Genomic DNA, 22,920 nt, shown 5'->3' on the forward strand with positions numbered 1-22,920 from the left:
GAAGCCTCAGGCTAAGCAACGCAGACTGCCGCACGCCGCGCCCGATGCAAGCTGCGGGGTCTCAAGCGGCGATCAGCGCGCGGGAAGCGCATACGCCATGATCGCGCTGGCATGGGGGCCGGGTACGGCGAAGTGGCCCCCGGCGGCGATGACGACATATTGGCGGCCGGTCTTTGGCGAGACGTAGCTGATCGGCATCGCGGCACCAACCGCCGGAAGCTTGGCGCTCCAGACCTCTTGGCCATTGCCGATGTCGAACGCGCGCAGGACGCGATCCTGCGTCGCTGCGATGAACACCAGGCCGCCCGCGGTCGATACCGATCCGCCGAAGCCGGGCGCGCCCATCCGCAGCGGGATGTGGCTCGCCATCCCAAGCGGACCCGAGCCTGCCGCCGTGCCGAGCGGCTTGCTCCACAGCAGCTTGCGCGTCTTGATGTCGAACACCGAGATGATGCCATAGGGCGGCTGCTGGCAGGGCGCGAAAATCGGCGAGAGGAAGGGGAAGGATTCAAAGCCATACGGCGTGCCGGCCTGCGGGAACATGATGACGCCGCCTTCAAAGCCGCTCTTCGGCGTCTCGCCCGCCTTGCGCGGCGCCAGCCGGTTGAGGTTGGCGAAATGCAGTGCGTTGACGACCATGAGGCCGCGCTGCTCGTCGATCGAGACGCCGCCCCAGTTGATGCCGCCACCGACCGCAGGGTAGGTGATCGTCGGGGTGGTGCCGATCGGCGTGAACTGGCCCTTGTAGTTGGCGCGCCGGAACATGATCCGGCAGACCATCTGATCGATCGGGGTCAGCCCCCACATGTCACGCTCGCGCAGGTCGTCACCTGCGACCGAGGGAAAACCGGTGGTGTAGGGCTGCGTCGGTGCTGTCCACTCGCCTTTCACGCCGCCCTGCGGCACCGGCTTCTGGACGACGGGATCGATCGGCTTGCCGGTGGCGCGGTCGAGCACGAAGATCTCGCCGCGCTTGGTCGGCACGATCAGCGCACCCTGCGCGCCGGGAAGATCAACCGCCACCGGCTGCGCGGCGATGTCATAGTCCTACAGGTCGTGATTGACCGTCTTGAAGCGCCAGCGCGGCAGCCCGGTCGCGACGTCGATCGCGACGATGTTGTCGGTGAACTCGTCGGCGATCTTCGACCGGAAGCCCGAATAATAATCGGGCGGGCTGTTGCCAGTGCCGATATAGACCAGGCCGAGCGCCTCGTCGCCGCTGAATACGCCCCAGGCGTTGGGCGTGTCGCGCGTGTAAGTCTCGCCCGGCTCGAGCTGCGTTTTGCCCGGCCGACCGACGTCCCAGGCCCAGCGCAGCGCGCCGGTGCGCGCATCATAGCCGCGGATCACGCCCGAAGGTGCGGTGAAGGATTCGAAATCCGAGATGCTCTGCCCGACCACGACAACGCCATTGACCACGGTGGGCGGCGACGTCGGCAGCGCTTCGTCGGGCTTGGTCAGGCCCATCCCGATCTTGAGATCGACCCTGCCGTTTTCACCGAACCCGCTGCAAGGCCGACCGGTGTCCGCGTCGATCGCGATGAGGTCGCCCGTCACCGCGCTGAGGAAAATCCGGCGCACGCAGTCACGCTGCCGAGGCGCTGCCTGTGACAGTCGCGCCGGGGCGGGGCGAGCAGCGTCCTGATCCGCAGGCTCATCTGCATGATAAGCGACGCCGCGGCATTTCCAGCCGAGCAGTGGCGAGTTCCGCGGCATACTGTCGAAGCGCCAGATCTGCTTGCCGCTGTCCTGGTCGAGCGCTGCAACCGTGCCCGACTGGAGGCACACGTAAAGGCGGCCGTCGACGGCGAGGGGCGCCGCCTGCAGGCTCGGCAACTCGCCTGGCGGCAGATCCGAATCGAAGTGCCAGGCAAGCTCCAGATCGCGCACATTGCCCAGGTTGATCTGGTCGATCGCGGCGTAGCGCGTCCCGGCCAGGGCATTGCCCCAATGCCGCCAATCCGTTGGCGCGTCGGCAGATACGGCAATCCTTGCAGCGGGCGGAAGGCCGCTCTCGGCGGTCTCGGCGCGGACGATTGCAGCCCCGACGAGCGCGAGCGCTGCCAGGGCAGGGACGGCGATCCAGGCGCGCCGCGCGCCTGCGGCCCGGTGCATCGGCGGCAGCAGCAACAACAGCCCGACCACGGCGGGTGCCACAAGGCGCGGCATCAACCCCCAATTGTTCAACCCTGCTTCCCAAAGGCCCCAGACGATCGTCCCGGCCAGCATCGCGCCATAGGCCCAATAGGCATAACGCGCGCGCCGGATGAACCCCGTCGCGGCTACCAGCACGGCGACGCCTGTGACGACATAATACCAGCTGCCGCCAGCCGCGGCGAGAAGGATCCCCCCGTAAGCGAGGCCGCCGCCGACCAGGAGGAGGATGATCGCGAACAACCATGTCACAAAGCCTCGCGGCTGCTTCGTCAGGCCAGTGCCGTTGGTGCTCATCGCTCGCCTGTCTTTCTGATCATAGCCTTGGGGTGAACAGCTGCTCACTAATCCTGGCTTTGGCCCGTGTCAATTGCGTGCTAGTGCCCGGCAATGTCCTCGACAGCGCATCCAAGGAATGGCCCTGAGACGAGAGCCCGCATCATCGACGCGGCGCAGCGGGTCTTCGCCGAGAAGGGCTATTCGGCTGCCGGACTTCGCGAAATCGCCAAGGATGCGGGCGTCGTTTCATCGCTCATCGTCAAATACTATCTCACCAAGGCCAACCTGTTCGAAGAGGCGTTGGTCGCGTCGCTCAGCGAAAATCAGCTGCTGCCCGACAAGACCGGATTTGGCGAAAAGCTGGTGCAGTCCGTGCTCAATCCGGGGATGAACATTACCGCGCCGGCGATGATCGCTCTGTCGCTCGGCGATGAAGAGGCGCGGATGGTCGCCGCCAAGGTCGCGCGCGAGCGGATCCTCAAACCGGTTTCGGAGTGGATCGGGGGCACGCATGGACAGGCACGGGCGGAGATAACCTTGCTCCTGAGCGTCGGGTTCGCGATCTTCCATCGCTATATGGAAACGCTGGAATCGCCCGAACAGCGCACGGTCGTTCAGGAATGGATCGCCAACACGATCCAGCGCACCGTCGAGAACGATGACGGAGCGTCAGCCTTCGACTAGGAATGACGCGGAGTTGCGCGTGCGCAACTATGCGCTGGCGTTGCGCGTCGTCACGACGATCTTGCCGGCCTGGCCGTTGCCTTCCAGATACCTGTGCGCCTCGACGATTTGCGATAGGTCGAACGTCCGGTCGATCACCGGTTTCAGCGCGCCGCGCTTCACGCCGAAGCTGACATAATCGACCACCCTGGCACGCGATTCCGGCTGGGCGATCAGCAGATCGGCTGAAAAGCCACGCAGGGTCAGGTTGTTGACCATCAGCGCGGGGAGGGCCAGGTCGACCGAGTATCCGCCGAGCATGCCATAGACGATCACCACGCCCAGCGGCGCCGTTGCGGTGAGCAGCTCGGCAAGCGGCGGGCCGGCAACCGCATCGAAAACGATCCGCGCGCCCTTGCCCTGCGTGATCGCCATGATCCGCTCTGCCGGCGATTCCTCATCGCTTACGATCACATGGGCCGCGCCAAGCTCGATCAGCCTCGCCGCCTTTTGCCGGGTGCGGGTGATGGCGACCGGCACTGCGCCGAAATCGTTGGCGATCTGGATTGCGGCGACGCCGACCGAAGACGATGCCGCCGTGATCACCACCATGTCACCACGGCTTATCCTGCCCACCTCGACAAGCGCATAAGCTGTCCCATACATCATCCAGCTGGCTGCGGCCTCGACCAGTGGCTGCGCGTCGGGCACCGCGACCAGCATGTCTGCCGGATACAAAATCGTCTCGCCATGGGTGCCATAATGTTCCATCGACAGACCGTAGAGTGTGGCGACGCGGTCGCCTGGCTGCCAGCGGGGAACATCCGCCCCCACCGCGTCGATGACGCCGGCCGCTTCGTAGCCGATCGTCGCCGGAAAGCGCACCGGCCCGAGGCCGCCGCTGCGATACAGCGTCTCGACACGGTTGAGGCCAAATGCAGCGACCCGGACACGCACCTCGCCGGGGCCGGGGTCTGCAACGGCGCAGTCGTCAAGTTGCAGGACCTCAGGCCCGCCGAAGCTGGGGAAACGTACGACTTTCGCCATGACTGGTCCGCTGTCCTGGGTCAGAGCTTGAATCCGCCGCTTGCCTCGATGTTCTGCGCCGTCACCCAGCGGCCCATCGAGGACGCGAGGAAATACACGACTTCGGCGATCTCTTCGGGCTGGCCGAAGCGATTGAGCGCGGTGATGTCCGTGATCGCCTTTGCCGCCACCGGATCCTTGACGATGTAATCGTTGGTCGGTCCTGCGGTGAAACCGGGCGCCACCGAGTTTACCGTGATCCCCCGCTTGCCAAGATCCTGCGCCAATACCCTGGTAAAGGCTTCGACCGCGGCCTTGGCCATCGTGTAGACGATGATATTGGGGTTGGTCAGCCGCGAACCGGCCGACGAGATGTTGATGACCCGGCCATTGTCGTTGATCCGGTCGTACAGCACGCGCGTCAGGAAGAAAGGTCCGCGCACGTTGTTGGCGAACACCTGATCGTAAAAGGGCTCGTCGGCCTCGGAAATGGGACCATAGTCGCCGCCGCCGATATTGTTGACCAGGATGTCGATACGGTTGGTTCCGGTGCGCAGCGTCAATTCGCTGTCCAGTGCCGCAGCGAGTTCCTCGGCCGCTTGCTGACCGCCGAGTTTTGCCTGCACGATAAAGGCCTGCCCGCCGGCGTCCTCGATGAGCCGCACCGTGTTTTTCGCCGCTGCCTCATCCGAGGCATAGTTCACTGCCACGAGCGCGCCAGCCTTTGCCAGTCTCGCTGCCATGTGCACACCCAGACCACGGCTTGCACCGGTGACCAGCGCGACCTTTCCTTCCAAATCCTGCATATCGGCAACTCTCTCCAAGCTCTTGTTTCCCAGGCGGCCACCCGGGAACCGGGCCCCGGTCGGCCAGCCCACCGCTGAGCAAGACGGCGCAATACCCCCTTGCCAGCCCAAGGTGTACGAGTGTACACCTGAGCAACGGCATGTCAATCCTGAGAGAATGCTGACGATGCAGAATGAGGCTACAAGTGGCATCCGCAATGCAGACGAGACCCGCGCGCGCATTCTCGACGCGGCGCAGGCCGTATTCAGCGAGAGCGGCTATTCCCAAGCCGGCATGCGCGAAATCGCTGCCCGGGCCCAGGTCGCAACATCGCTGCTGACCAAATATTATCAGACCAAGGCAAAGCTTTTCGAGCAGGCGCTGATCGCGGCGCTGATCCCGCCGCATGTCTTTCAGGCAGACCGCTCGCGGTTCGGCGAGGCGATCATCGACAGCATCGTGAACCCTGGCGTTCGCATGGCGGCGCCGACCATGCTGGCATTGTCATTGGGTGATGCCGAGGCGCGCGAGATCGCCGCACGGGTCACGCGGGAGCATATCCTCGAGCCGATGGCCGCCTGGTTGCCGGAACCGAACATGGCCCGCGCCACCAGCGTGCTGATGATGACGACCGGATTTGCCATTCTTCACCAGAACCTGCCGCTGAACCACGGGGCCGAGGTGCAGAGCGACATTGCCCAGATGCTCGCGAGCGCGCTTCAGGCGCTGGTCTGCGAAACGTCGCCATCGAGCGAATAACCCATAAATGGAGAGTGCCCATGTCCGGAGCCAGTTTTGCCGAAATCGCAAACGTCATCAACCTGTACGCCGTCGCGGTGGACGCGCACCGCTATGACCTGTTCGATCAGGTGTTCAGCCAAGACGTTCGCTGTGATTTCGGGGGCGGCGCGGCATTTACGGATCGCCAGACGCTCTCGGCGGTCTTCGCGCAGATTCATGCCGTTTTCGATGCCACCCAGCACATGACATCGGGCCACGCCATCTCGCTTGATGGGGACCAGGCGCACTGCCTGAGCTACGTCACGGGGCGCTTTCGCCGCGAGATCGACGGCACATCGTGCGTGTTCGAAACCACCGGGTGGTACGATGACATGCTCGTGCGCTCGCCCGAAGGCTGGCGCATCAAGGATCGGTCCTCCCGCATGGTCTCCTATACCGGCGACATCAGGGTCATGCAGGCCATGCCGGGCGTCGACACCAACTACCCGCTGCTGGCGCTCTCGGCCGAAGCGCAGGCAGGGCGGATCGGCTTCTTCGAAAGCCTTTGACAGGCCAAGCGAATCCTCATGTCACCAGATCCACCACGACAGGCCGATCGGTGAATATCTCGCCGGCGGGGACAGGCTCGCTCGATCCGGGGAAGGTCAGCATGGTATCGCCCCACCATTCGGCCGCCGGGACAGCGGCGGTGGACTGAAACAGCATGCGACCCGAGCGCAGCAGGACTGCACAGCGCAACTCGGATTCACCGCAGCGCCTGGAAAAGCCGAGCACATGGTCTCGCCGGATTCCGGTAACGGTGGCCGCTTCATAGCTTGACGCCGCGAAGACATCGGGCGCCTTGTTCCGATAGGACAGCAGGGTCCTGATCAGATCGAGCTTGGGGTGGTTGGCAACCGACCCTGCCAGCATGGCCTCGCGCAGGGCATAATCGACCGGTGTGCGATTGTCGGGATCGACCATGCTGAAGTCGGGCAGTTCGGTTCCCTGATACAGATCGGGGACGCCGGGGACGGTATAGCGCAGCGCGGTCTGCACCAGCGAATTGGCCTGGGCCGCGCTCTGCGTATCGAGGACGAAGCGGTGGATGTGGCCGAGCAGTTCGGGTGATCGGGCAGGGTCGCAGATGGCCGCGATCCAGCCGAGCGTGCGGGCCTCGTATTGCTCGTCGGGTTGCTGCCAGGACGAGCGCAGCTTGGCCTCGCGCAGCGCCTTTTGCTGCCAGGCGCACAGCCGTTCGCCGAAGGTGGCGAGAGCGCCCCGGTCATCGGGTTCAAGCCCATCGGGCCAGGTACCCAGCAGCATCTGATAGGCCATGTAGCGGTCGCCCGGATCGATGCCGCTCGAAGGCCCGTTGGCCAGACCATCCCAGAGCCCTAGCTGCTCCTCCCAGATATCGGGGATCGACGACAACACCGCCAGCCGGGCGCGGACGTCTTCACCGCGCTTGTGATCGTGGGTCGCGGTGGCAAGCATCGCGCGTGGATAATGCGCGGCGCGATCGCCGCACAGGCGGTGGAACGCGTCGACGTCGATCGCAAATCGCGCGGCATCGAAGCCGACATCGGTGCGCGAAAGCAGCGGGCCGTGACGATAGAAGGCCGTATCTTCCACCGCCTTGGCAGCGATCGGGGCGGACAGTTGCTGGAACCGCCGTACGGCCTCGGCACACAGGTCGGGCCTCCCCGGACCTTCGCCGGCCAGCCAGCAGAGGATGGCATCGACGACGCCGCTCTCGCCCGGTGGTACGAACGCTGCGACGGCGCGGCGCGCGCGGTCGCGGATGTCGGCGTCGCTGGCAGGGGCCTGCGAACCAGTGCCATAGGTGCGGTAGACCGGGAACACCCACAACAGCCGCTCGATCGCCCGGTGGAGCATCGCGCGGCTGTAGCCACTGGTGGGTCGAGCAGATGCTGCCAGCGCCACGAAACCGTCGACGCAGCGGCTCAGCTGGCTGGAAAAAGCCCAGGACAGCATGTCCTGCCGGGCGCGCAGTTCTTCGGGCGCAAAATCGGCCGGGCGTCCGGCAAAGCGGTTCCACACGGTGCGAAGCGGCGCCTCGCCGTCCGGATCGTGGAGCAGCGCCGATGCCTGTTCCATGAAGTCATAGCCGCTGGTCCCGTCGATATCCCAGTCGGCCGGCAGGCTCTCGCCGGGTCCGAGGATTTTCTCGACCACGATATAGGCGGGGCCGGAAGGTGCATCGGGCACGCGCGGCTCGGCGGCGAGGCGCGCGCGCAGCGTGCGGCAATAGCCCGCAGGATCGGTCAGGCCATCGACATGATCGATCCGCACGCCATCGACGAGTCCCTCGCGCCAGAGACGCAAAGGCAGCGCATGGACCGCGTCGAACACTTCGGGTTCCTCGATCCGCAGCCCGGCCAGCTCGTTGATCGTGAAGAAGCGCCGCCAGTTGAGCTCGTCATCGGCCGTCCGCCACCAGCCGAGCCGATAGTGCTGACGATCCAGCAATGCTTTCAGGGCATGGCTGTCGAGAGTATCGGGCAGGCCGTCGTGGTCCTCGGGACGCAGCGGCAGCCGGTGTTCGGCATAGACGCACAGTTCGGGTTGGCCGTCGCGGTGATCGATCGCGATCGCCCCCTGCGCCAGCGCTTCTTCCAGCGGCGTGCCGAGGATGGGCAGCAGCAGGCGCTCGCTCCAGTCGATATCGAAATAATGCGCAAAGCTGCTCGCCTGCCCATGCGCGAGCACGTCATTCCACCACGGGTTTTCGCCCCCTGCCACGCCCATATGGTTGGGCACGATATCCATCATCAGCCCCATGCCGTGCGAGCGCAGCTCCGCCACCAGGCTGCGCAAACCGGCTTCGCCGCCAAGCTCGGGATTGACCCGGGTGGGGTCGACGACATCATAGCCGTGCTGCGAACCGCTGCGTGCGGTGGTGATCGGCGAGGCATAGATATGGCTGATCCCCAGCTGCCGGAAATAGGGCACCAGCGCCTGCGCTGCGGCAAACGGGAAATCACGGTGAAACTGCAGCCGGTATGTCGCGCGCGGGGTCATCGCCGTGCCTCTTCGATCCGGGCGAGCCGCTGCGCGATCTCCGGTTGCTTGAGCAAGTCGGCGGTCGAAGCTGGCATCCGCCGCCGCCAGTTTGGGTGCTCGTCGATCGTGCCCGGCAGATTGGGCTGCTCGATCTGCCCGGCTATGTCCTCGATCGGCAGAATGGCAAGCGCGCACGGCGATGCAGCGACGTGGGCAAGCGCGGCATCGACGACAAGCTGGGGCTGGTCGGCATCGGGGGCTGATCCGGTTGCGGCCTGCGACTGTGCCATCGCGGTCCACAGCGCGTGGCGGTCTTGCTGGCGCTCGATCATTTCGTCTTCCTCCTGTGCACTGTCGGGAATGCGGCCGAGCCTGCGGTTCCAGGCGATATCGCCTGCCTGCCACCAGCCGGCCACGGTCACGAGATCGTGGGTCCCGGTCATCGCGACGGCCGAGCTTTCCCAGCGATCGGGCGGGATGAAATCGCCGTCGTCATCGCGCTCGAACCACAGCACGCGCATGCCCAGTACGCCGCGCTGGCGCAGCAGCGGTCGCAGGCCATCAGGAACGGTGCCCAGATCCTCGCCTATGACGATGGCGCGGGCACGGTGCGATTCGATCGCCAGGATGCGCAGCATGTCATCGAGCGGATAGGTCAGATAGGCGCCATCCGCCGAACTTTGGCCATGCGGGATCACCCACAACCGCGCGAGGCCCAGAATGTGGTCGATCCGCACTCCGCCTGCATGGCGCATCGCCGCGCGCAAGGTCGCGATGAACGCCTTGAAACCGGTCCGCCGGAGAGCTGCCGGCGAAAATCCGGTCAGGCCCCAGTTCTGCCCCTGGGGGCCGAGCAAGTCGGGGGGAGCACCCACCGACAGCCCGGTGAGCAGATCCTCGCGCTGGCTCCAGGCATGGCTTCCGCCACCGTCCATCCCGACCGCGAGATCGGCGATCAGGCCAATCCCCATCCCGGCGTCGCGGGCAGCCTGTTGGGCGGAATCGAGGCTGGCCGAGGCAAGCCACTGGGCGAACACGTAGAATTCCACCTCGTCGCGGTTCTCCCCGGCAAAACGGGCCACTGCGTCGCTGGCGGGCTCGTGATACTCACTCGGCCAGTCCTGCCAGCCGCGTGCGCCATCGGCAAAGTGCCGCGCAAACAGCGCGTCGAATATGGCGTGGCGCTCAAGCTCAATACCCTGTTGTGCGCGCCAGATGGCGATCCCCTCCCGGTCGGTACCGCTGCGCTGGTCGAATGCCTGGCGCAAGGCTGCCATCCGTTGCGGGATCGCTTGCTGCCAGTCGATGAGTTCAGGCGCAGTCTGGGGCTCGGGCGGGATCGGGCAGCCGACCAGCGCAGGATCGCCGAACAGCACGTTGAGAAACAACCGGCTCGATGGCGCATAGGGGCTGTAGCGCGCGGCGTCGGCGGGAAACAGCGCATGCGCAGGGCTGATCGCCAGCGCGTCCGCGCCCGCTGCGGCCAGCGCCTTTGCGGCCGCAGCCAGTGTGCAGAAACCGCCAAACGCGCTCGGAAGATCATCGCGCAACGAGGGCGTCTGCACCGCCACGCCCCAGGGCCGCGCGCGCCCGGTCAGATCGGCAGGGCTGAGGCAGCGCGCCGGGGCGATGGCGAGACGGATATCGCAATCTCCGATCGTCGCATCGTGATAGCCGATCACGTCGATCGGCGAGAGCACCAGCCCATCGCGCGTCCTGCCGATCCGCGATTGCAGCGTAGCGCCGTTTTCAAGCCGGATTTCAACCGGCCCGATCGGCGCGTCGCACGCCTCGGGCAACAAGATCGGCCTGCCAATATCGCCCGAGACGAAAGTGGCGCTGCGGCCTTCCTCGACGCATCGTTCAACGCTGGATGCAAGCGCGCTGCCGTCTTCGGCCGGGTAGCCCAATGCGGTCAACACCGTGCGCAGCGCTTCATCGGCAACCCGCTGCGGTTGCCCCGCAGCGTCGTGCCAGTCGATCTGCAAACCGGCAGCCGCGGCGAGACGATGCAGCGGGCTCATGCCAGCCACGCCGCGAACGAGCCAGGCGCTCCAGCGGTGCCGAGCGCGTAGAGCGGCTCCCCTGCCGGCGGGAAGCCCACCTCGCCATCGCCGAGATTGACCGCAATCGTCAGCGTCTTGCCGTCGGCCATTTCCCAGCGCGCGCACACCGCGCCGTCGCCGAGCACGTCTGCGCCGCGTCCGCGCGCGCTGGCCAGACGCGGGACGATCGATTCGTGACGGATCGCGAGCAGGTCGCGATACAGCGCATGCCAGGACCCGGCATCGGCGCCGGGTTTCGGCGTTGAGGCGTGGAAGGTGTCGGGCGCGTTGGGGTCGGGGATCGCCGCGCGCGGCTCAGGGTCCACGAACGCTGCAAACGAGGCGAATTCGCGCCTGCGCCCCTCGCGCACCGCTTCGGCAAGTTCATCGGTGAAATCGGTGAAGAACAGGAATGGCGAGGTGCTGCCGTCCTCGTCACCCATGAAGATCAGCGGAATCTGCGGGCTCAGCAGCAACAGCGCCGTCGCAGCGCGAAGCCGGTCATGATCGGCAAGCACGGTCAGCCGCTCGCCCATCGCCCGGTTGCCGATCTGGTCGTGGTTCTGGAGGAACGCGACAAACCGCGTCGCGGGCAGATGCGCGCTCGGCGTGCCGCGCGGGTGCGCGCCTTCGCCTGGCGGAGTTTCGCCCTGGTAGATGAACCCTTCGGCCAGGCAGCGCGCCAGCCGGGAGGTCGGCTCAGAGGCAAAGCCGGCATAATACGCGTCGGTCTCGCCGGTCAGCAGCACGTGCAGCACGTTATGGAAATCGTCGTTCCATTGCGCGTCATAAAGGCCGGGGCCCAGCCGGTCGGCGTCGTTGTTCTCGTTCTCGAGCACCAGATGGATATGGCGTCCGGGCAATTCGGCGCGGATCTCGCGCGCCATCTCGTCGAGAAACGCGTTGTCGGCGATGGCGTGCACGGCATCGAACCTGAGGCCATCGAACCGATAGTCGCGCAGCCACATCAGCGCGTTCTCGATGAAAAAGCGCCTGACTGCGGGCTGTGATACCGCCACCGCGCCGCCCCAGGGGGTGTCGGCATGCTCGTCGAAAAAGCCCTTGGCATAGGCGCCGAGATAATTCCCGTCGGGTCCGAAATGGTTGTAGACGACGTCGAGCATCACCATCAGCCCGTGCGCGTGTGCCCGATTGATCAACGATCTGAGCGCGTCGGGGCTGCCATAGGCCTCGGCCACCGCAAAAGGCAGCACGCCGTCATAGCCCCAGTTGCGTGTCCCGCCGAAGGCAGCGATCGGCATCAACTGGATCGCGGTGACGCCCAGCTCCGCCAGCGCAGACAGGCGTTCGGCGACACCATTGAAGCCGCCCAGCACCCCTGCGTGAACCTCCTGGATGACCGCCTCGTGCCATGGACGGCCTGTCCAGTCGGCGCACTTCCACGCATAACTATCTGGTTCGTGCAGCACGCTCCACCCGTGCACACCGCCGTGTTGCGCGCGCGAGGCCGGATCGGCCACGGCGAGGTCCTCGTCCAGCCGAAAGCGATAGTGGCATCCCGGTGCGGCATCGGCATCGACCGAAAACCAGCCTTCGGCATCGCGTCGCATCGCGATGGGCGCGCCACCGTCGATTTCGAGCGCTAACGTCTCGCGGTCGGGGGCCCAGAGCCGGAACCGGGCCGTTACGGAATCGATCCGTTGCGGTCCCCACATCGGCGTCATGACCTGAACCCTGTGCCCACCACCAGCATCATCGCCCGGTCCTGCACCATGACGGTCTCGCCGATCTCACGTTGTTCGGCCTCGGGCTCGGCGCTGTCGATCACCAGTCTCCGCGCCAGATCAGGCGGCGGCAGGTGAAACTCGAGCGGCACATCGGCGCCGTTCATCAGCATGGTGACGGCCTCCAGCTTGCCGTCCTCGTCGATGCGGACCCGGCGCATGACCAGCGCGCGGCCTTCCGCGTTGTTCCAGTCGTCCTCGGTCAGGTGCTCGCCGCGCTCGTCGAACCAGTCGATATCGAGCAAGCCGGGGGCCACTTCGAGGTCGCCATGCAGGAACTGCCGCGCATGCAATTGCGGGAAGTCGGTCCTCGCCTGCGTCAGCCGCCGCACGAACTCGCTCATTGCCTTGCCGCGTGGCGTTTCGAGCAGGCTCCAGTCGATCCAGCTCAAGTCGTTGTCCTGGCAATAGGCGTTGTTGTTGCCGCGCTGGGTGCGACCGAATTCGTCGCCGCCCAGCAGCATCGGCGTGCCCAGCGAGAAGAACAGGGTGGTGAGCATCGAACGCGTCACGCGGTCGCGCAACGCATTGATGCCCTCGTCATCGGTCGGGCCTTCGGCGCCCCAATTGCAGGCATAGTTTTCCGAGTGGCCGTCCTGGTTGTTCTCGCCATTGGCCTCGTTGTGCTTCTGCTCGTAGCTGACCACGTCGGCGAGCGGCGAGCCATCATGCGCAGTGACGAAGTTGATGCTGGCCCAGGGCCGGCGCGCGCGGCGGTCGAACAGATCGGCCGAACCCGCAAGCCGGTTGGCGAACTCGGGCCGCATGCCTGAATCGCCGCGCCAGAAACGACGGGTCGCATCGCGGAACTTGTCGTTCCATTCGGCAAAGCCTGGCGGGTGGTTGCCAAGCTGATAGCCGCCCGGGCCGATGTCCCATGGCTCGGAGATCAGCTTGAGGCGGCCGAGCACCGGGTCTTGCCGCAGCACATCGAAAAAGCCGCTGCGCGGATCGAAGCCGTTGTTGCCGTCGCGGCCCAGGGTTACCCCCAGATCGAAGCGGAAGCCATCGACGCGGTAGCTCTCGGCCCAGTATCGCAGCGAATCGGCGACCATCTGCAGTACGCGCGGGTGGCTGAGGTCGAGCGTATTGCCGGTACCAGTATCGTTGACGCAATAGCGCGGATTGTCCTCGACCAGCCGGTAGTAAGTGGCGTTGTCGAGACCGCGGAAGTTGAACGTCGGGCCAAGCTCGCTGCCTTCGGCGGTGTGGTTGTAGACCACGTCGAGAATGACCTCGATCCCCGCCGCATGCAGCCTGCGGATCGCAATGCGAAGCTCGTCGCCATGCCCGTCGCCGGACATATAGCGCCGTTCGGGGGCGAAGAACGACAGCGTGTTATAGCCCCAATAGTTGGTCAACCCGTTCTCCTGCAGCCGCCTGTCCTGCACGAAAGCGTGGATCGGCAAAAGTTCGAGGGTGGTGACGCCCATGCGCTGGAGATGCGCGATCACCGTCGGATGACACAGCGCGGCATAGCTCCCGCGCTCCTGCGGCGGCACGTCCTCGAGCAGCTTGGTAAGCCCCTTGGCATGCGCCTCGTAGATCACGGTGTCGGACCATGGCACGTTGGGCCGCTGGTCGCCGCTCCAGTCGAAGCCGCTGTGGCTGACGACGCCCTTGGGCATCGCCGGAGCACTGTCGCGCCGATCGAAGCTGAGATCGGCACGCTTTGACCGGACGCTGTACGAATGCAGCGCATCGGTCCAGCGCACCTCGCCTTTCAGCCTGCGGGCATAGGGGTCGATCAACAGCTTGTTGGGGTTGAAGCGGTGACCGTTGTGGGGCTCGTACGGGCCATGCGCGCGAAAGCCATAGACCAGCCCCGGGCGGGCTTCGGGCAGAAAGCCGTGCCAGACCTCGTCGGTGCATTGCGGCAATGTCAGCCGCGCGAGCTCCTTGCGACCCTCCGGGTCGAACAGGCACAATTCGATCTTGTCAGCATTGGCCGAAAACACCGCAAAATTGACGCCCAGGCCATTGAACGTGGCCCCCAACGGATAAGGAATGCCATCGTCAAGCCGATCAGGAATGTGCATTATTCTGAAGTTCCTTCATGGATCAGGATGATCGCGCCGAGCGGCGGGAGGTTCACGCCAGCGGAGTGGGATTGGTGGTGCAGCGCCGGACCGTCGGCATGGACAGTTCCGCCGTTGCCGAAATTGCTTCCGCCGTAGGTCGCAGCATCGGAGTTGAGCGCCTCGCGCCATGCGCCGCCGCACGGCAGACCAAACCGGTAGCCGGAAAGCGGTTCGGGCGTGAGGTTAAGCGCCACGACGACCGGCGGACCGTTCCGGCCCCTCCGGACGAAGGCGAAGACACTGTTTTGCGCATCGTCGCTGACCAGCCACTCGAAGCCTGCCGGGTCGGTGTCCAGCGCATGCAGCGCGTCGTTGCTGCGATAGAGCCGGTTGAGGTCGCGCAGCAGCATCTGCGTTGCGGCATGTTCGGGAACGTCGAGCAGGTGCCATGGCAATCCCTCGTCGTGGTTCCATTCCTTGTCCATGCCAAGCTCGCAGCCCATGAACAGCAGCTTCTTGCCGGGATGGGTCCACATCAACGTGAAATAGGCGCGCAGGTTCGCGAATTGCCGCCAGCGGTCGCCGGGCATCTTGGCCAGCAGGCTACCCTTGCCGTGCACGACTTCATCATGGCTGATCGGCAGCACGTATTTTTCGGAATAGGCATAGACCATCGGGAAGGTGAGGTCGCCATGGTGCCAGCGGCGGTGGATGGGATCACGCTCGATGTAATGCAGCGTGTCGTGCATCCAGCCCATGTTCCACTTGTAGTCGAAGCCGAGGCCACCTGCCGAGACCGGCGCGGACACGCCCGGCCATGCGGTCGATTCCTCGGCGATCGTCATCGCGCCGGGGCAGCGTTCGGCGATCACCGTGTTCATCCGCTTGAGAAACGCGACGCTCTCCAGGTTCTCGCGCCCGCCATGGACATTGGGCACCCATTCGCCCGCTTTGCGACTGTAGTCGCGGTAAAGCATCGAGGCGACCGCATCGACGCGCAGGCCATCGATATGGAAGGTCTCGAGCCACCAGATGGCAGACGCGATCAGATAGCCCGACACCTCGTTGCGGCCGAGGTTGTAGATCAGCGTGTTCCAGTCCTGGTGGAAGCCCTCGCGCGGATCGGAATGCTCGTACAGGTGCGTCCCGTCGAACCGCGCCATGCCGTGCGCATCGGTGGGGAAATGTGCAGGGACCCAATCGAGGATGACCCCGAGACCTGCGCGGTGGCAGGCGTTGACGAAGCCGGCAAAATCCTCAGGCCCACCGAAGCGCGCGGATGGCGCGAACTGCGACAGCGGCTGGTATCCCCACGAGCCGCCGAACGGATATTCCATGATCGGCAGCAGCTCGATATGCGTGAAGCCCATGTCGGCGGCATAAGGGATCAGCTTTTCGCCGAGTTCAGCCCAATCGAGCGCATGATCGCCCTCGGCATCGGGCCGCATCCACGAACCGGCATGCACCTCATAGATGCTGATTGGTGCATCGGGGGCATGCGCGCTCGCACGCTCTTCCATCCAGCCATGATCGGTCCAGCGATAATCAGGCGCAGCGGCGACCACCGATGCGGTTGCGGGCGGCTTTTCGGTCTGGCGCGCGAGCGGATCGGCCTTTTGCACGATCGTGCCATCGGCGCCCGCGATCTCGAACTTGTAGGTGGCACCCGGGGTAAGCCGGGGCACGAAGATCTCCCACATGCCCGATGCGTGGCGCAACCGCATCGGATGACGGCGGCCGTCCCAGCCGTTGAATTCGCCGACCACCGACACGCGCCGCGCATTGGGCGCCCAGACCGAAAACGCAACGCCCGAAACGCCTTCGAACTCGCGCGGCTGCGCGCCGAATACGCGCGCTAGTTCGAGATGGCGGCCTTCGGTGAACAGATGAAGGTCGAAGTCGTCGAGCACCATCCCGAACGAATAGGGGTCCTCGGTATCCTGCACCGCGCCATCGGGCCAGCGGATGCGCAGGAGATAGGCGTCGTCGGTTTGCTTCGATCCCTCGAACAGCCCGTCCCCGGTCTGCTCGAGCGGGCCGATGTCGTCGCCGGTCGTGCGCGAGACAAGCGTGACGGATTGGGCGCCCGGTTGGAAAGTACGCACCAGCGGGCCAGTGTCATCGCGGTGCGGTCCGAGCAGCGCGAAGGGGTCGTCGAGTCGCCCTTCGAGCAACGCGGCAGCGGCGGCGTGAAGATTGTTGGTCAAGGTCATGGGGTACTTTCGCCCAGAAGGTTGCGGGCGATCCGGATCAGTCCGGCGAGCGGCACGCCGAGCCAGTCGGGGCGGTTCGCCGCTTCGTAGCAGATCTCATAGGCTGCCTTTTCGATGAGGAAGACCGGCAGCAGCGGATCGGGTTCGGCCGTGTCGTAATAGCCCGCAAGGAAAGCAGCTTCGGCGCTGTCGCGGAACGTTGCGGTGCGCTCGTCGGCACTCGCCTCCCAGGTGTCTGGGCCAGCGGGCCGGCTGCGCGCGGCTACCGCGCCAGCATAGTCGAAGCTGCGCAACAACCCGGCGACGTCACGGACGGGAAGGTCCTTGGCACGGCGCTGCTCAAGCGGTCGCGCGGGCTCGCCCTCGAAGTCGATGATCATCACATCGGCGCCTGCCACCAGAATCTGGCCGAGATGCAGGTCGCCATGGATGCGGGTGCATTCGCGCCCTTCGGTAGCAGCGGTGAGCGCTGCGACCCGCTCCGCGAGGTCATCGCGGTGTTCGGCGAGCCAGGCTGCATCGCTGGCATTGTCCTCTGGAAGATCATGCTCGGCGATACGCGATAGCGCCTGATCGAGCTGGCGCACGACGCGTTCGCTGAGCGCCTTGGCTCCTGCCGTGTCGAGCCGCTGAGGCGCAAAGCTCGGATCGTCGGTCGGTCGCGCGAGCACCGCGTGCATCTCGCGCACCCTGCGCCCGAGATTGGCGGCGAAATTCTCGTAGTTGGCAAAGCTCGGGCTGGCGTCGCTTGCCAGACGATCGAGCATCCCCAGCGTCCACTGCCAGCCATCGCCCTGATTGTAGACAAAAGCCTGCGCAAGCATCACCAGCGTCTCTTCGTCGCCGTCGATGCGCTTGACCGTCCCCAGCACTGGCGGGACATTGGCGAACCCGGCGCTGGCAAGGTAATGCACCATTTCGGCATCGGGATGGGTGCCCGGGGCGAGCTTGCGCAGCAGCTTGAGCACCACCTTGTCGCCCAGCACCAGCGTGCTGTTCGACTGTTCCGCTGCAATCCACTGCGGCTCGGCATCGGTGGCGAGTGCCTCAGGGTCGATTGCCTCGAACACCAGCTCGCCATCGCCGCATTCGACGCGCGCATTGTCGAGCATCGCGCCGACGGTCGACTGCGCGAATTCCTTGAGCGCGAAGCCATCGGTGAGCAGCCCGACATAGCGTTCGCGGCGGACGCGCGCGATCGCAAGGTTGGTCGCAAACGGTCCGTGCTGCTGACCCTCCCAGGCAATGCCGAGTGGCAGGGTGTAGAGCGCCTCGCCGTTGGTTGAACGGACCTTGATTTCGCCGAGCAGCAGATCGGTGGCGCCCGGCATCGGCGTCAGGCGCACGAGGTCGACAGCCTCGATCGCCTCGTCCTTCGCCCCGAACCAGCGCCGGTGACGGATATAATCGGGCAGCAGGTCGCGCTCGAGCACATGGCGGTTGCCGCTGTGCGTAATGCTCATAAGTTCGGGCCGCAGCACGAAGGTGTGCCGCTCGACCTCGGCGCCCGGTGCGGCGGTCGACCATTCGGGGGCTTCGATATCGCCGCGCAGGTCGAACCACAGGAAGCCATAAGGCGGCAGCGTCAGCAGATAGGGCAACTGACCGATCCGCGGGAAGGCCGCGCCACCCGACAGTTCGACCGGAGTGTTGCCCTCGAACTCGTGCAGGTCGAGCTCGACCGCCTGCGCGGTACGGCTGAGATTGGCCACGCACAGGATGGTCTCGCCCTCATGCTGGCGCAGATAGGCGAGGATGCGGCGGTTGGCGGGCCGCAGGAAGGTCTGCGTTCCTCGCCCGAACGCGCGTCGTTCGCCGCGCACCGCGAGCATGCGCTTGATCCAGTTGAGCAAAGAGTGCCGGTCACGCTGCTGCGCCTCGACGTTGATTGCCTCGAAACCGTAAAGCGGGTCCTGAACCGGGGGCAGCGCGAGATAAGGCGGATCGGCGCGCGAGAAGCCGCCGTTGCGGTCGGGCGACCATTGCATCGGGGTGCGCACGCCGTCGCGATCGCCCAGGAAAATGTTGTCGCCCATGCCGATCTCGTCGCCATAATACAGCACAGGTGTGCCCGGCATGGTCAGCAGCAGCGCGTTCATCAATTCGATGCGGCGACGGTCGCGCTCCATCAGCGGCGCGAGGCGGCGGCGGATGCCCAGGTTGATCCGCGCACGCTGGTCGGCGGCATAGGTGTTCCACAGATAGTCGCGCTCGATATCGGTCACCATCTCGAGCGTGAGCTCGTCATGGTTGCGCAGGAAGATCGCCCATTGCGCGTCGGGCGGGATGTCGGGCGTCTGGCGCATGATGTCGGTGATCGGGAAGCGGTCTTCCTGCGCCACTGCCATGTACATCCGCGGCATCAGCGGGAAGTGGAACGCCATATGGCATTCCTCGGTGCGGATTTCATCCGCGCCGAAATACTGCTGCGTGTCCTCGGGCCACATATTGGCCTCGGCCAGCAGCATCTTGCCGGTGTAATGCGCGTCCAAGTCTTCGCGGATCTTCTTGAGGATGACGTGGGTCTCGGGCAGGTTTTCGTTCGAAGTGCCGTCGCGCTCGATCAGATAGGGGATGGCATCGAGCCGCAGCCCGTCGATCCCGGCATCGAGCCAGAAGTGCATCACCGACAATACCTCTTCGAGCACCTTGGGGTTGTCGAAGTTGAGATCGGGCTGGTGCGAGTAGAAGCGATGCCAGAAATAGGCGCCGGCTTCCTCGTCCCATGTCCAGTTCGACTTTTCGGTGTCGAGGAAGATGATCCGCGTGCCCGAATACAGCTTGTCGTCCTCGGCCCAGACATAGAAATCGCGCTCGGGGCTACCCGGAGGCGCGCGGCGCGCCGCCTGGAACCAGGGATGCTGGTCGCTGGTGTGATTGATGATCAGCTCGGTGATGACGCGCAGACCGCGCTCGTGCGCGGCGTCGATGAACGCGCGGACGTCGTCCATCGAACCATAATCTTCGCTGACCCCGCGATAGTCGGCGATGTCATAGCCATCGTCGCGGCGCGGCGAGGGATAGAACGGCAGCAGCCAGATCGCGGTCACGCCCAGGTCGGCGATGTAATCGAGCTTCTCGATCAGCCCGGCAAAATCGCCGATGCCATCATTGTTGGCGTCGAAGAACGACTTGATGTGCAGCTGATAGATGACCGCGTCCTTGTACCACAACAGGTCGGCCGCAGCGTCGATGGTGTCTTCGGTCGGAACGGGATGGATCGCGTAATTCATGCATTCTCCTCTGGCAGCGACAGCCGCCAGATGCGGTAGGGTTCCGATGGATGGAGCTCGATATGCTGGGTCTTGCCATGCCAATCGAAGCGGTGACCTTCGACAAGGTCTTCCACTGCAATACTGGCATGGTCGGGCAGGCCGAACTCCCAAAGCGGGATTTCAAACGCACATCCGTGACTGTGGTGAGGGTCCATGTTGACCATCACCATGATCATCTCGCTAAGAGCGCCATCCTGCGCTGTGCCACCCGTCGGCGAGGGCTTGCCATACCATATGATATTGTCATCATGCGCCGTATAGAAACGCGTGTTGAGATGCGTCTGGAGCGCGGGATGGGTCCGTCGCAGGGCATTGAGCCGTGTCACGTCGGCGATGATGTTCCCAGGCTCGTTCCAGTCGCGCACCCGAATCTGGTATTTCTCGGAGTCGAGATACTCTTCCTTGCCCGGACCAAGCGGCGCGGCATCGCACAGCTCGAAGCCCGAATAGACCCCCCACAGCCCCGACAGCGTCGCCGCCAGCACCGCGCGGATGCGGTGCGCGGGCCGTCCGCCGGTCTGCAGGAAATGCGGATTGATGTCGGGGGTGTTGACGAAGAAATGCGGGCGGTAGAAATCCTTGGGCGCCTCTGTGGCCAGTTCGGTGATGTAATCGACAAGCTCGGCCTTGGTGTCGCGCCAGGTGAAATAGGTGTAGCTCTGGTTGAAGCCGACCTTGGCGAGCCGGTACATCATGTTGGGGCGGGTAAACGCCTCGGACAGGAACAGCACCTCGGGATGTTGCGCGCGAACCTCGGCGATCATCCATTCCCAGAACGGCAGCGGCTTGGTGTGCGGGTTGTCGACGCGAAAGGTCTTTACGCCGTGCCGCACCCACAGCAGGATGACGTCGCGCAGTGCGTGCCACAGGCCAGGCTGCGCATCGGGGCCATAGAAGTCGAAGTTGACGATATCCTGATATTTTTTCGGCGGATTTTCGGCGTACTTCATGCTGCCGTCGGGAAGCCAGGCGAACCAGCCGGGATGCTCTTGCAGCCACGGATGGTCGGGCGAGGCCTGGATCGCGAAATCGAGCGCGATCTCGAGGCCATGGTCGGCGGCGACGCGAACCAGCCGGTCAAAGTCCGCGAACGTGCCGAGTTCGGGGTGGATCGCGTCATGCCCGCCGTCGGCGCTGCCGATCGCATAGGGGCTGCCGGGATCACCCGGACCGGGAGTCAGCGTGTTGTTGGGCCCTTTGCGGTTGGCAGTCCCAATTGGGTGGATCGGCGGGAAATACAGCGTATCGAACCCCATCGCGCGGATACGCGGCAGATGATCGATGACATCATCGAACGTGCCGTGCCGTTCGGGGTTGTCGGTCATCGAACGCGGGAAGATTTCGTACCAGCTTGAAAACCGGGCCTCGATCCGCTCGGCATCGACGATCACCGTCGGGCTGGCGGCGCGGTGCGGGCGGTCGTCGGCCTTGTCCATCAGCACGCGAAGATCAGACGACAGCAGCAGTTCGCCAGCGGCCTCGGCATCGGCGTTGGCGATCATTTGCGCCACATCGATCAGGCCATCGGCAAGCGCGCCGTGGCTGCGTTTCGCCGCCGTCTCGATGAGCGCCAGACCTTCGGCCTGGTCAACCGGCAAGGCAACGCCCGCCGCCACCTTCTTGGCAAAGTCGCGCTGGAATCCGGCGAACCGATCGAGCCATGCCTCGATGCGGTATTCATGACGACCCAGACGCCGCAAATCGAACCGTGCCAGCCACAGGTCGTTGGGCTGCTGCAGCATCCGCGCAGAATGCCAGACCGGCTCGTCGGCCGCCCGCCAGAACAGCTCGGCGCTGAGCTTTTCGTGACCATCGGCGAAAATCGTGGCTCTGACCTCGACGGTCTCGCCAACGGTCCGCTTGACCGCATGCGCGCCGTTATCGACGCATGGCGCAATCGCTTCGATGACCAGACGATCTTCCCCGCCAGCCGCCATCGGCGTCGCGGCATCCGGCACCGTAACGATGGCGTTGCCGCGTTCGACCGGCACCAGCCGCACCTCGTACGGGGCGAGGGGGGCGAGGTTTTCGACATCGCCGAAGGACCCAAGCCGATCCGACAGCGCGCTGCGTTGCGGAACCCCGCGCTCGGTGTCGGTGGTGTTGCGCAGGATCAGCAGCGCATCGGCACTGGAGCGCAGATCGCCCGCGCGGCTGCGCAGCATGACCTCCACGGCAGATCCAGCCGCAGCCAGCGGATGCCATTCGCCGGCATATTCGCTGGACTGGCGCAGCAGCGTGATGGCGTCTTCCAGCGCTTCGATGCCTTCAGGCCCGCTCAACCAGTCGAGCGGCGCGACCACGCCATGACCCAGCGCGGCGGCCGATTTTGCCTCGGCCAATGCATATGGCGTGCGCGGGGCACCCGCCGATCCGACAACAGCAAGCGTGGGCAATCCGCCGGAACTGCTGGCGTTCAGCGTCGCCAAGGGTGCCACCAGGCAATCGACCCCGGTACCGCCGAGCGTCCCAGCGTGGGTCGGATCGCGATCAATCGCTGCCAGAAAGCCGGTGTCCGGCTTGGAGGCACGGACTGCGGTCACGATCGAACCAAGAAGTTCAGGATGCATTTGGTCGGCACCTGCAATCTGCACAGTGGCAATCCCCGAGCCTTCCACCAGCGCGATCAGCGATTGCGCGACGACCTTTCCGATGACAGCGGCAGCATCGCTGCTGCGCACGCGCGCCACGGCTTGGCCGGCAGCAGGCAAGGGGTTGCGAGGATCGACCACGCCTGAGCGCGCGTCATTGCTCCGGAAGGCGAACAGTTCCGGATTTGCGACGACCGCCGGGTGATTGAGCGGAAACCGCGCGATATCTAGCTGGACCACAGGGTTAAGCCCAGCCTTCGCGCACAGGGCGGTGAACTCGGCTATCGTGCCCTGGTCGACATCGTGCAGGGGCACGGTGTCTGAATACAGCAAGCCGTCGAACCCAAGTCCGGCGGCATCGGTTGCCAACATCTC

At 65.0% G+C, this 22,920-nt stretch carries 14 protein-coding genes; 3 read left to right on the forward strand and 11 right to left on the reverse strand.

Annotated elements, in window-relative coordinates:
* Positions 1 to 72 precede the first annotated feature (72 nt).
* Entirely contained in the window at positions 73 to 1,023 is a 951-nt protein-coding gene (locus ACK4R0_RS02445) for a PQQ-binding-like beta-propeller repeat protein (protein ID WP_409669685.1), read from the reverse strand.
* Positions 1,024 to 1,047: 24 nt separating this feature from the next.
* The gene (locus ACK4R0_RS02450; protein WP_409669688.1) at positions 1,048 to 2,406 is read right to left on the reverse strand and encodes a PQQ-binding-like beta-propeller repeat protein; all 1,359 of its coding nucleotides are present in this window, start codon (positions 2,404 to 2,406) and stop codon (positions 1,048 to 1,050) included.
* 138 nt (positions 2,407 to 2,544) lie between these two features.
* Here ACK4R0_RS02450 and ACK4R0_RS02455 point away from each other — a divergent pair, with 138 nt between their 5' ends.
* A complete protein-coding gene (locus tag ACK4R0_RS02455; RefSeq protein WP_409669690.1) occupies positions 2,545 to 3,117 on the forward strand; it encodes a TetR family transcriptional regulator in 573 nt (190 codons plus the stop codon).
* 27 nt (positions 3,118 to 3,144) lie between these two features.
* Here the strand turns inward: ACK4R0_RS02455 and ACK4R0_RS02460 are convergent, their stop codons facing one another.
* Complete coding sequence (locus tag ACK4R0_RS02460; protein ID WP_409669693.1) at positions 3,145 to 4,143, reverse strand: zinc-dependent alcohol dehydrogenase family protein; 999 nt, start codon at positions 4,141 to 4,143, stop codon at positions 3,145 to 3,147.
* A 20-nt stretch (positions 4,144 to 4,163) separates the two neighbouring features.
* A complete protein-coding gene (locus ACK4R0_RS02465) occupies positions 4,164 to 4,928 on the reverse strand; it encodes an SDR family oxidoreductase (RefSeq protein WP_409669696.1) in 765 nt (254 codons plus the stop codon).
* 166 nt (positions 4,929 to 5,094) lie between these two features.
* On the opposite strand from ACK4R0_RS02465, the gene ACK4R0_RS02470 reads away from it, so the two are divergent.
* Positions 5,095 to 5,667, forward strand: coding sequence for a TetR/AcrR family transcriptional regulator (locus tag ACK4R0_RS02470; RefSeq protein WP_409669699.1), 573 nt, complete (start codon positions 5,095 to 5,097; stop codon positions 5,665 to 5,667).
* A 20-nt stretch (positions 5,668 to 5,687) separates the two neighbouring features.
* Positions 5,688 to 6,197, forward strand: a complete 510-nt coding sequence (locus ACK4R0_RS02475; RefSeq protein ID WP_409669702.1) for a nuclear transport factor 2 family protein — start codon at positions 5,688 to 5,690, stop codon at positions 6,195 to 6,197.
* A gap of 16 nt (positions 6,198 to 6,213) precedes the next feature.
* On the opposite strand, the gene treY is transcribed toward ACK4R0_RS02475, so the two are convergent.
* From treY to ACK4R0_RS02510, 7 genes are read right to left on the reverse strand one after another with little or no spacing between them, the layout of a single operon-like run.
* Entirely contained in the window at positions 6,214 to 8,673 is a 2,460-nt protein-coding gene (treY, locus tag ACK4R0_RS02480; RefSeq protein WP_409669705.1) for a malto-oligosyltrehalose synthase, read from the reverse strand.
* Positions 8,670 to 10,679 (reverse strand): 4-alpha-glucanotransferase, encoded by a 2,010-nt coding sequence (gene malQ, locus ACK4R0_RS02485; protein ID WP_409669708.1) that lies wholly within the window; start codon positions 10,677 to 10,679, stop codon positions 8,670 to 8,672. The genes treY and malQ overlap by 4 nt, the downstream gene beginning before the upstream one ends.
* Entirely contained in the window at positions 10,676 to 12,385 is a 1,710-nt protein-coding gene (treZ, locus tag ACK4R0_RS02490) for a malto-oligosyltrehalose trehalohydrolase (protein ID WP_409669711.1), read from the reverse strand. The genes malQ and treZ overlap by 4 nt, the downstream gene beginning before the upstream one ends.
* Positions 12,382 to 14,484 carry a glycogen debranching protein GlgX gene (glgX, locus tag ACK4R0_RS02495; RefSeq protein WP_409669714.1) on the reverse strand — a complete coding sequence of 701 codons (2,103 nt, stop codon included), beginning with the start codon at positions 14,482 to 14,484 and terminating at the stop codon, positions 12,382 to 12,384. The genes treZ and glgX overlap by 4 nt, the downstream gene beginning before the upstream one ends.
* Positions 14,484 to 16,679 (reverse strand): 1,4-alpha-glucan branching protein GlgB, encoded by a 2,196-nt coding sequence (gene glgB / locus ACK4R0_RS02500; RefSeq protein WP_409669717.1) that lies wholly within the window; start codon positions 16,677 to 16,679, stop codon positions 14,484 to 14,486. The genes glgX and glgB overlap by 1 nt, the downstream gene beginning before the upstream one ends.
* On the reverse strand, positions 16,676 to 19,912 hold the full coding sequence (treS, locus tag ACK4R0_RS02505) for a maltose alpha-D-glucosyltransferase (RefSeq protein ID WP_409669720.1): 3,237 nt from the start codon (positions 19,910 to 19,912) through the stop codon (positions 16,676 to 16,678). Before treS ends, glgB begins: the two co-directional genes overlap by 4 nt.
* The gene (locus ACK4R0_RS02510; protein ID WP_409669723.1) at positions 19,909 to 22,917 is read right to left on the reverse strand and encodes an alpha-1,4-glucan--maltose-1-phosphate maltosyltransferase; all 3,009 of its coding nucleotides are present in this window, start codon (positions 22,915 to 22,917) and stop codon (positions 19,909 to 19,911) included. The genes treS and ACK4R0_RS02510 overlap by 4 nt, the downstream gene beginning before the upstream one ends.
* Positions 22,918 to 22,920: the final 3 nt, after the last annotated feature.

This window comes from Blastomonas sp., from assembly GCF_046294995.1.
Classification (GTDB): Bacteria; Pseudomonadota; Alphaproteobacteria; order Sphingomonadales; family Sphingomonadaceae; genus Blastomonas.

What these genes read in the sequence shown, in the direction of transcription:
- ACK4R0_RS02470 (WP_409669699.1), top strand. Translation starts at nt 5,095, where the DNA reads ATGCAGAATGAGGCTACAAGTGGCATCCGCAATGCAGACGAGACCCGC.
- treS (WP_409669720.1), bottom strand. Translation starts at nt 19,912, where the DNA reads ATGAATTACGCGATCCATCCCGTTCCGACCGAAGACACCATCGACGCT.
- ACK4R0_RS02460 (WP_409669693.1), bottom strand. Translation starts at nt 4,143, where the DNA reads ATGGCGAAAGTCGTACGTTTCCCCAGCTTCGGCGGGCCTGAGGTCCTG.
- ACK4R0_RS02465 (WP_409669696.1), bottom strand. Translation starts at nt 4,928, where the DNA reads ATGCAGGATTTGGAAGGAAAGGTCGCGCTGGTCACCGGTGCAAGCCGT.
- malQ (WP_409669708.1), bottom strand. Translation starts at nt 10,679, where the DNA reads ATGAGCCCGCTGCATCGTCTCGCCGCGGCTGCCGGTTTGCAGATCGAC.
- glgB (WP_409669717.1), bottom strand. Translation starts at nt 16,679, where the DNA reads ATGACCTTGACCAACAATCTTCACGCCGCCGCTGCCGCGTTGCTCGAA.
- treZ (WP_409669711.1), bottom strand. Translation starts at nt 12,385, where the DNA reads ATGACGCCGATGTGGGGACCGCAACGGATCGATTCCGTAACGGCCCGG.
- ACK4R0_RS02455 (WP_409669690.1), top strand. Translation starts at nt 2,545, where the DNA reads ATGTCCTCGACAGCGCATCCAAGGAATGGCCCTGAGACGAGAGCCCGC.
- ACK4R0_RS02475 (WP_409669702.1), top strand. Translation starts at nt 5,688, where the DNA reads ATGTCCGGAGCCAGTTTTGCCGAAATCGCAAACGTCATCAACCTGTAC.
- treY (WP_409669705.1), bottom strand. Translation starts at nt 8,673, where the DNA reads ATGACCCCGCGCGCGACATACCGGCTGCAGTTTCACCGTGATTTCCCG.
- ACK4R0_RS02510 (WP_409669723.1), bottom strand. Translation starts at nt 22,917, where the DNA reads ATGTTGGCAACCGATGCCGCCGGACTTGGGTTCGACGGCTTGCTGTAT.
- glgX (WP_409669714.1), bottom strand. Translation starts at nt 14,484, where the DNA reads ATGCACATTCCTGATCGGCTTGACGATGGCATTCCTTATCCGTTGGGG.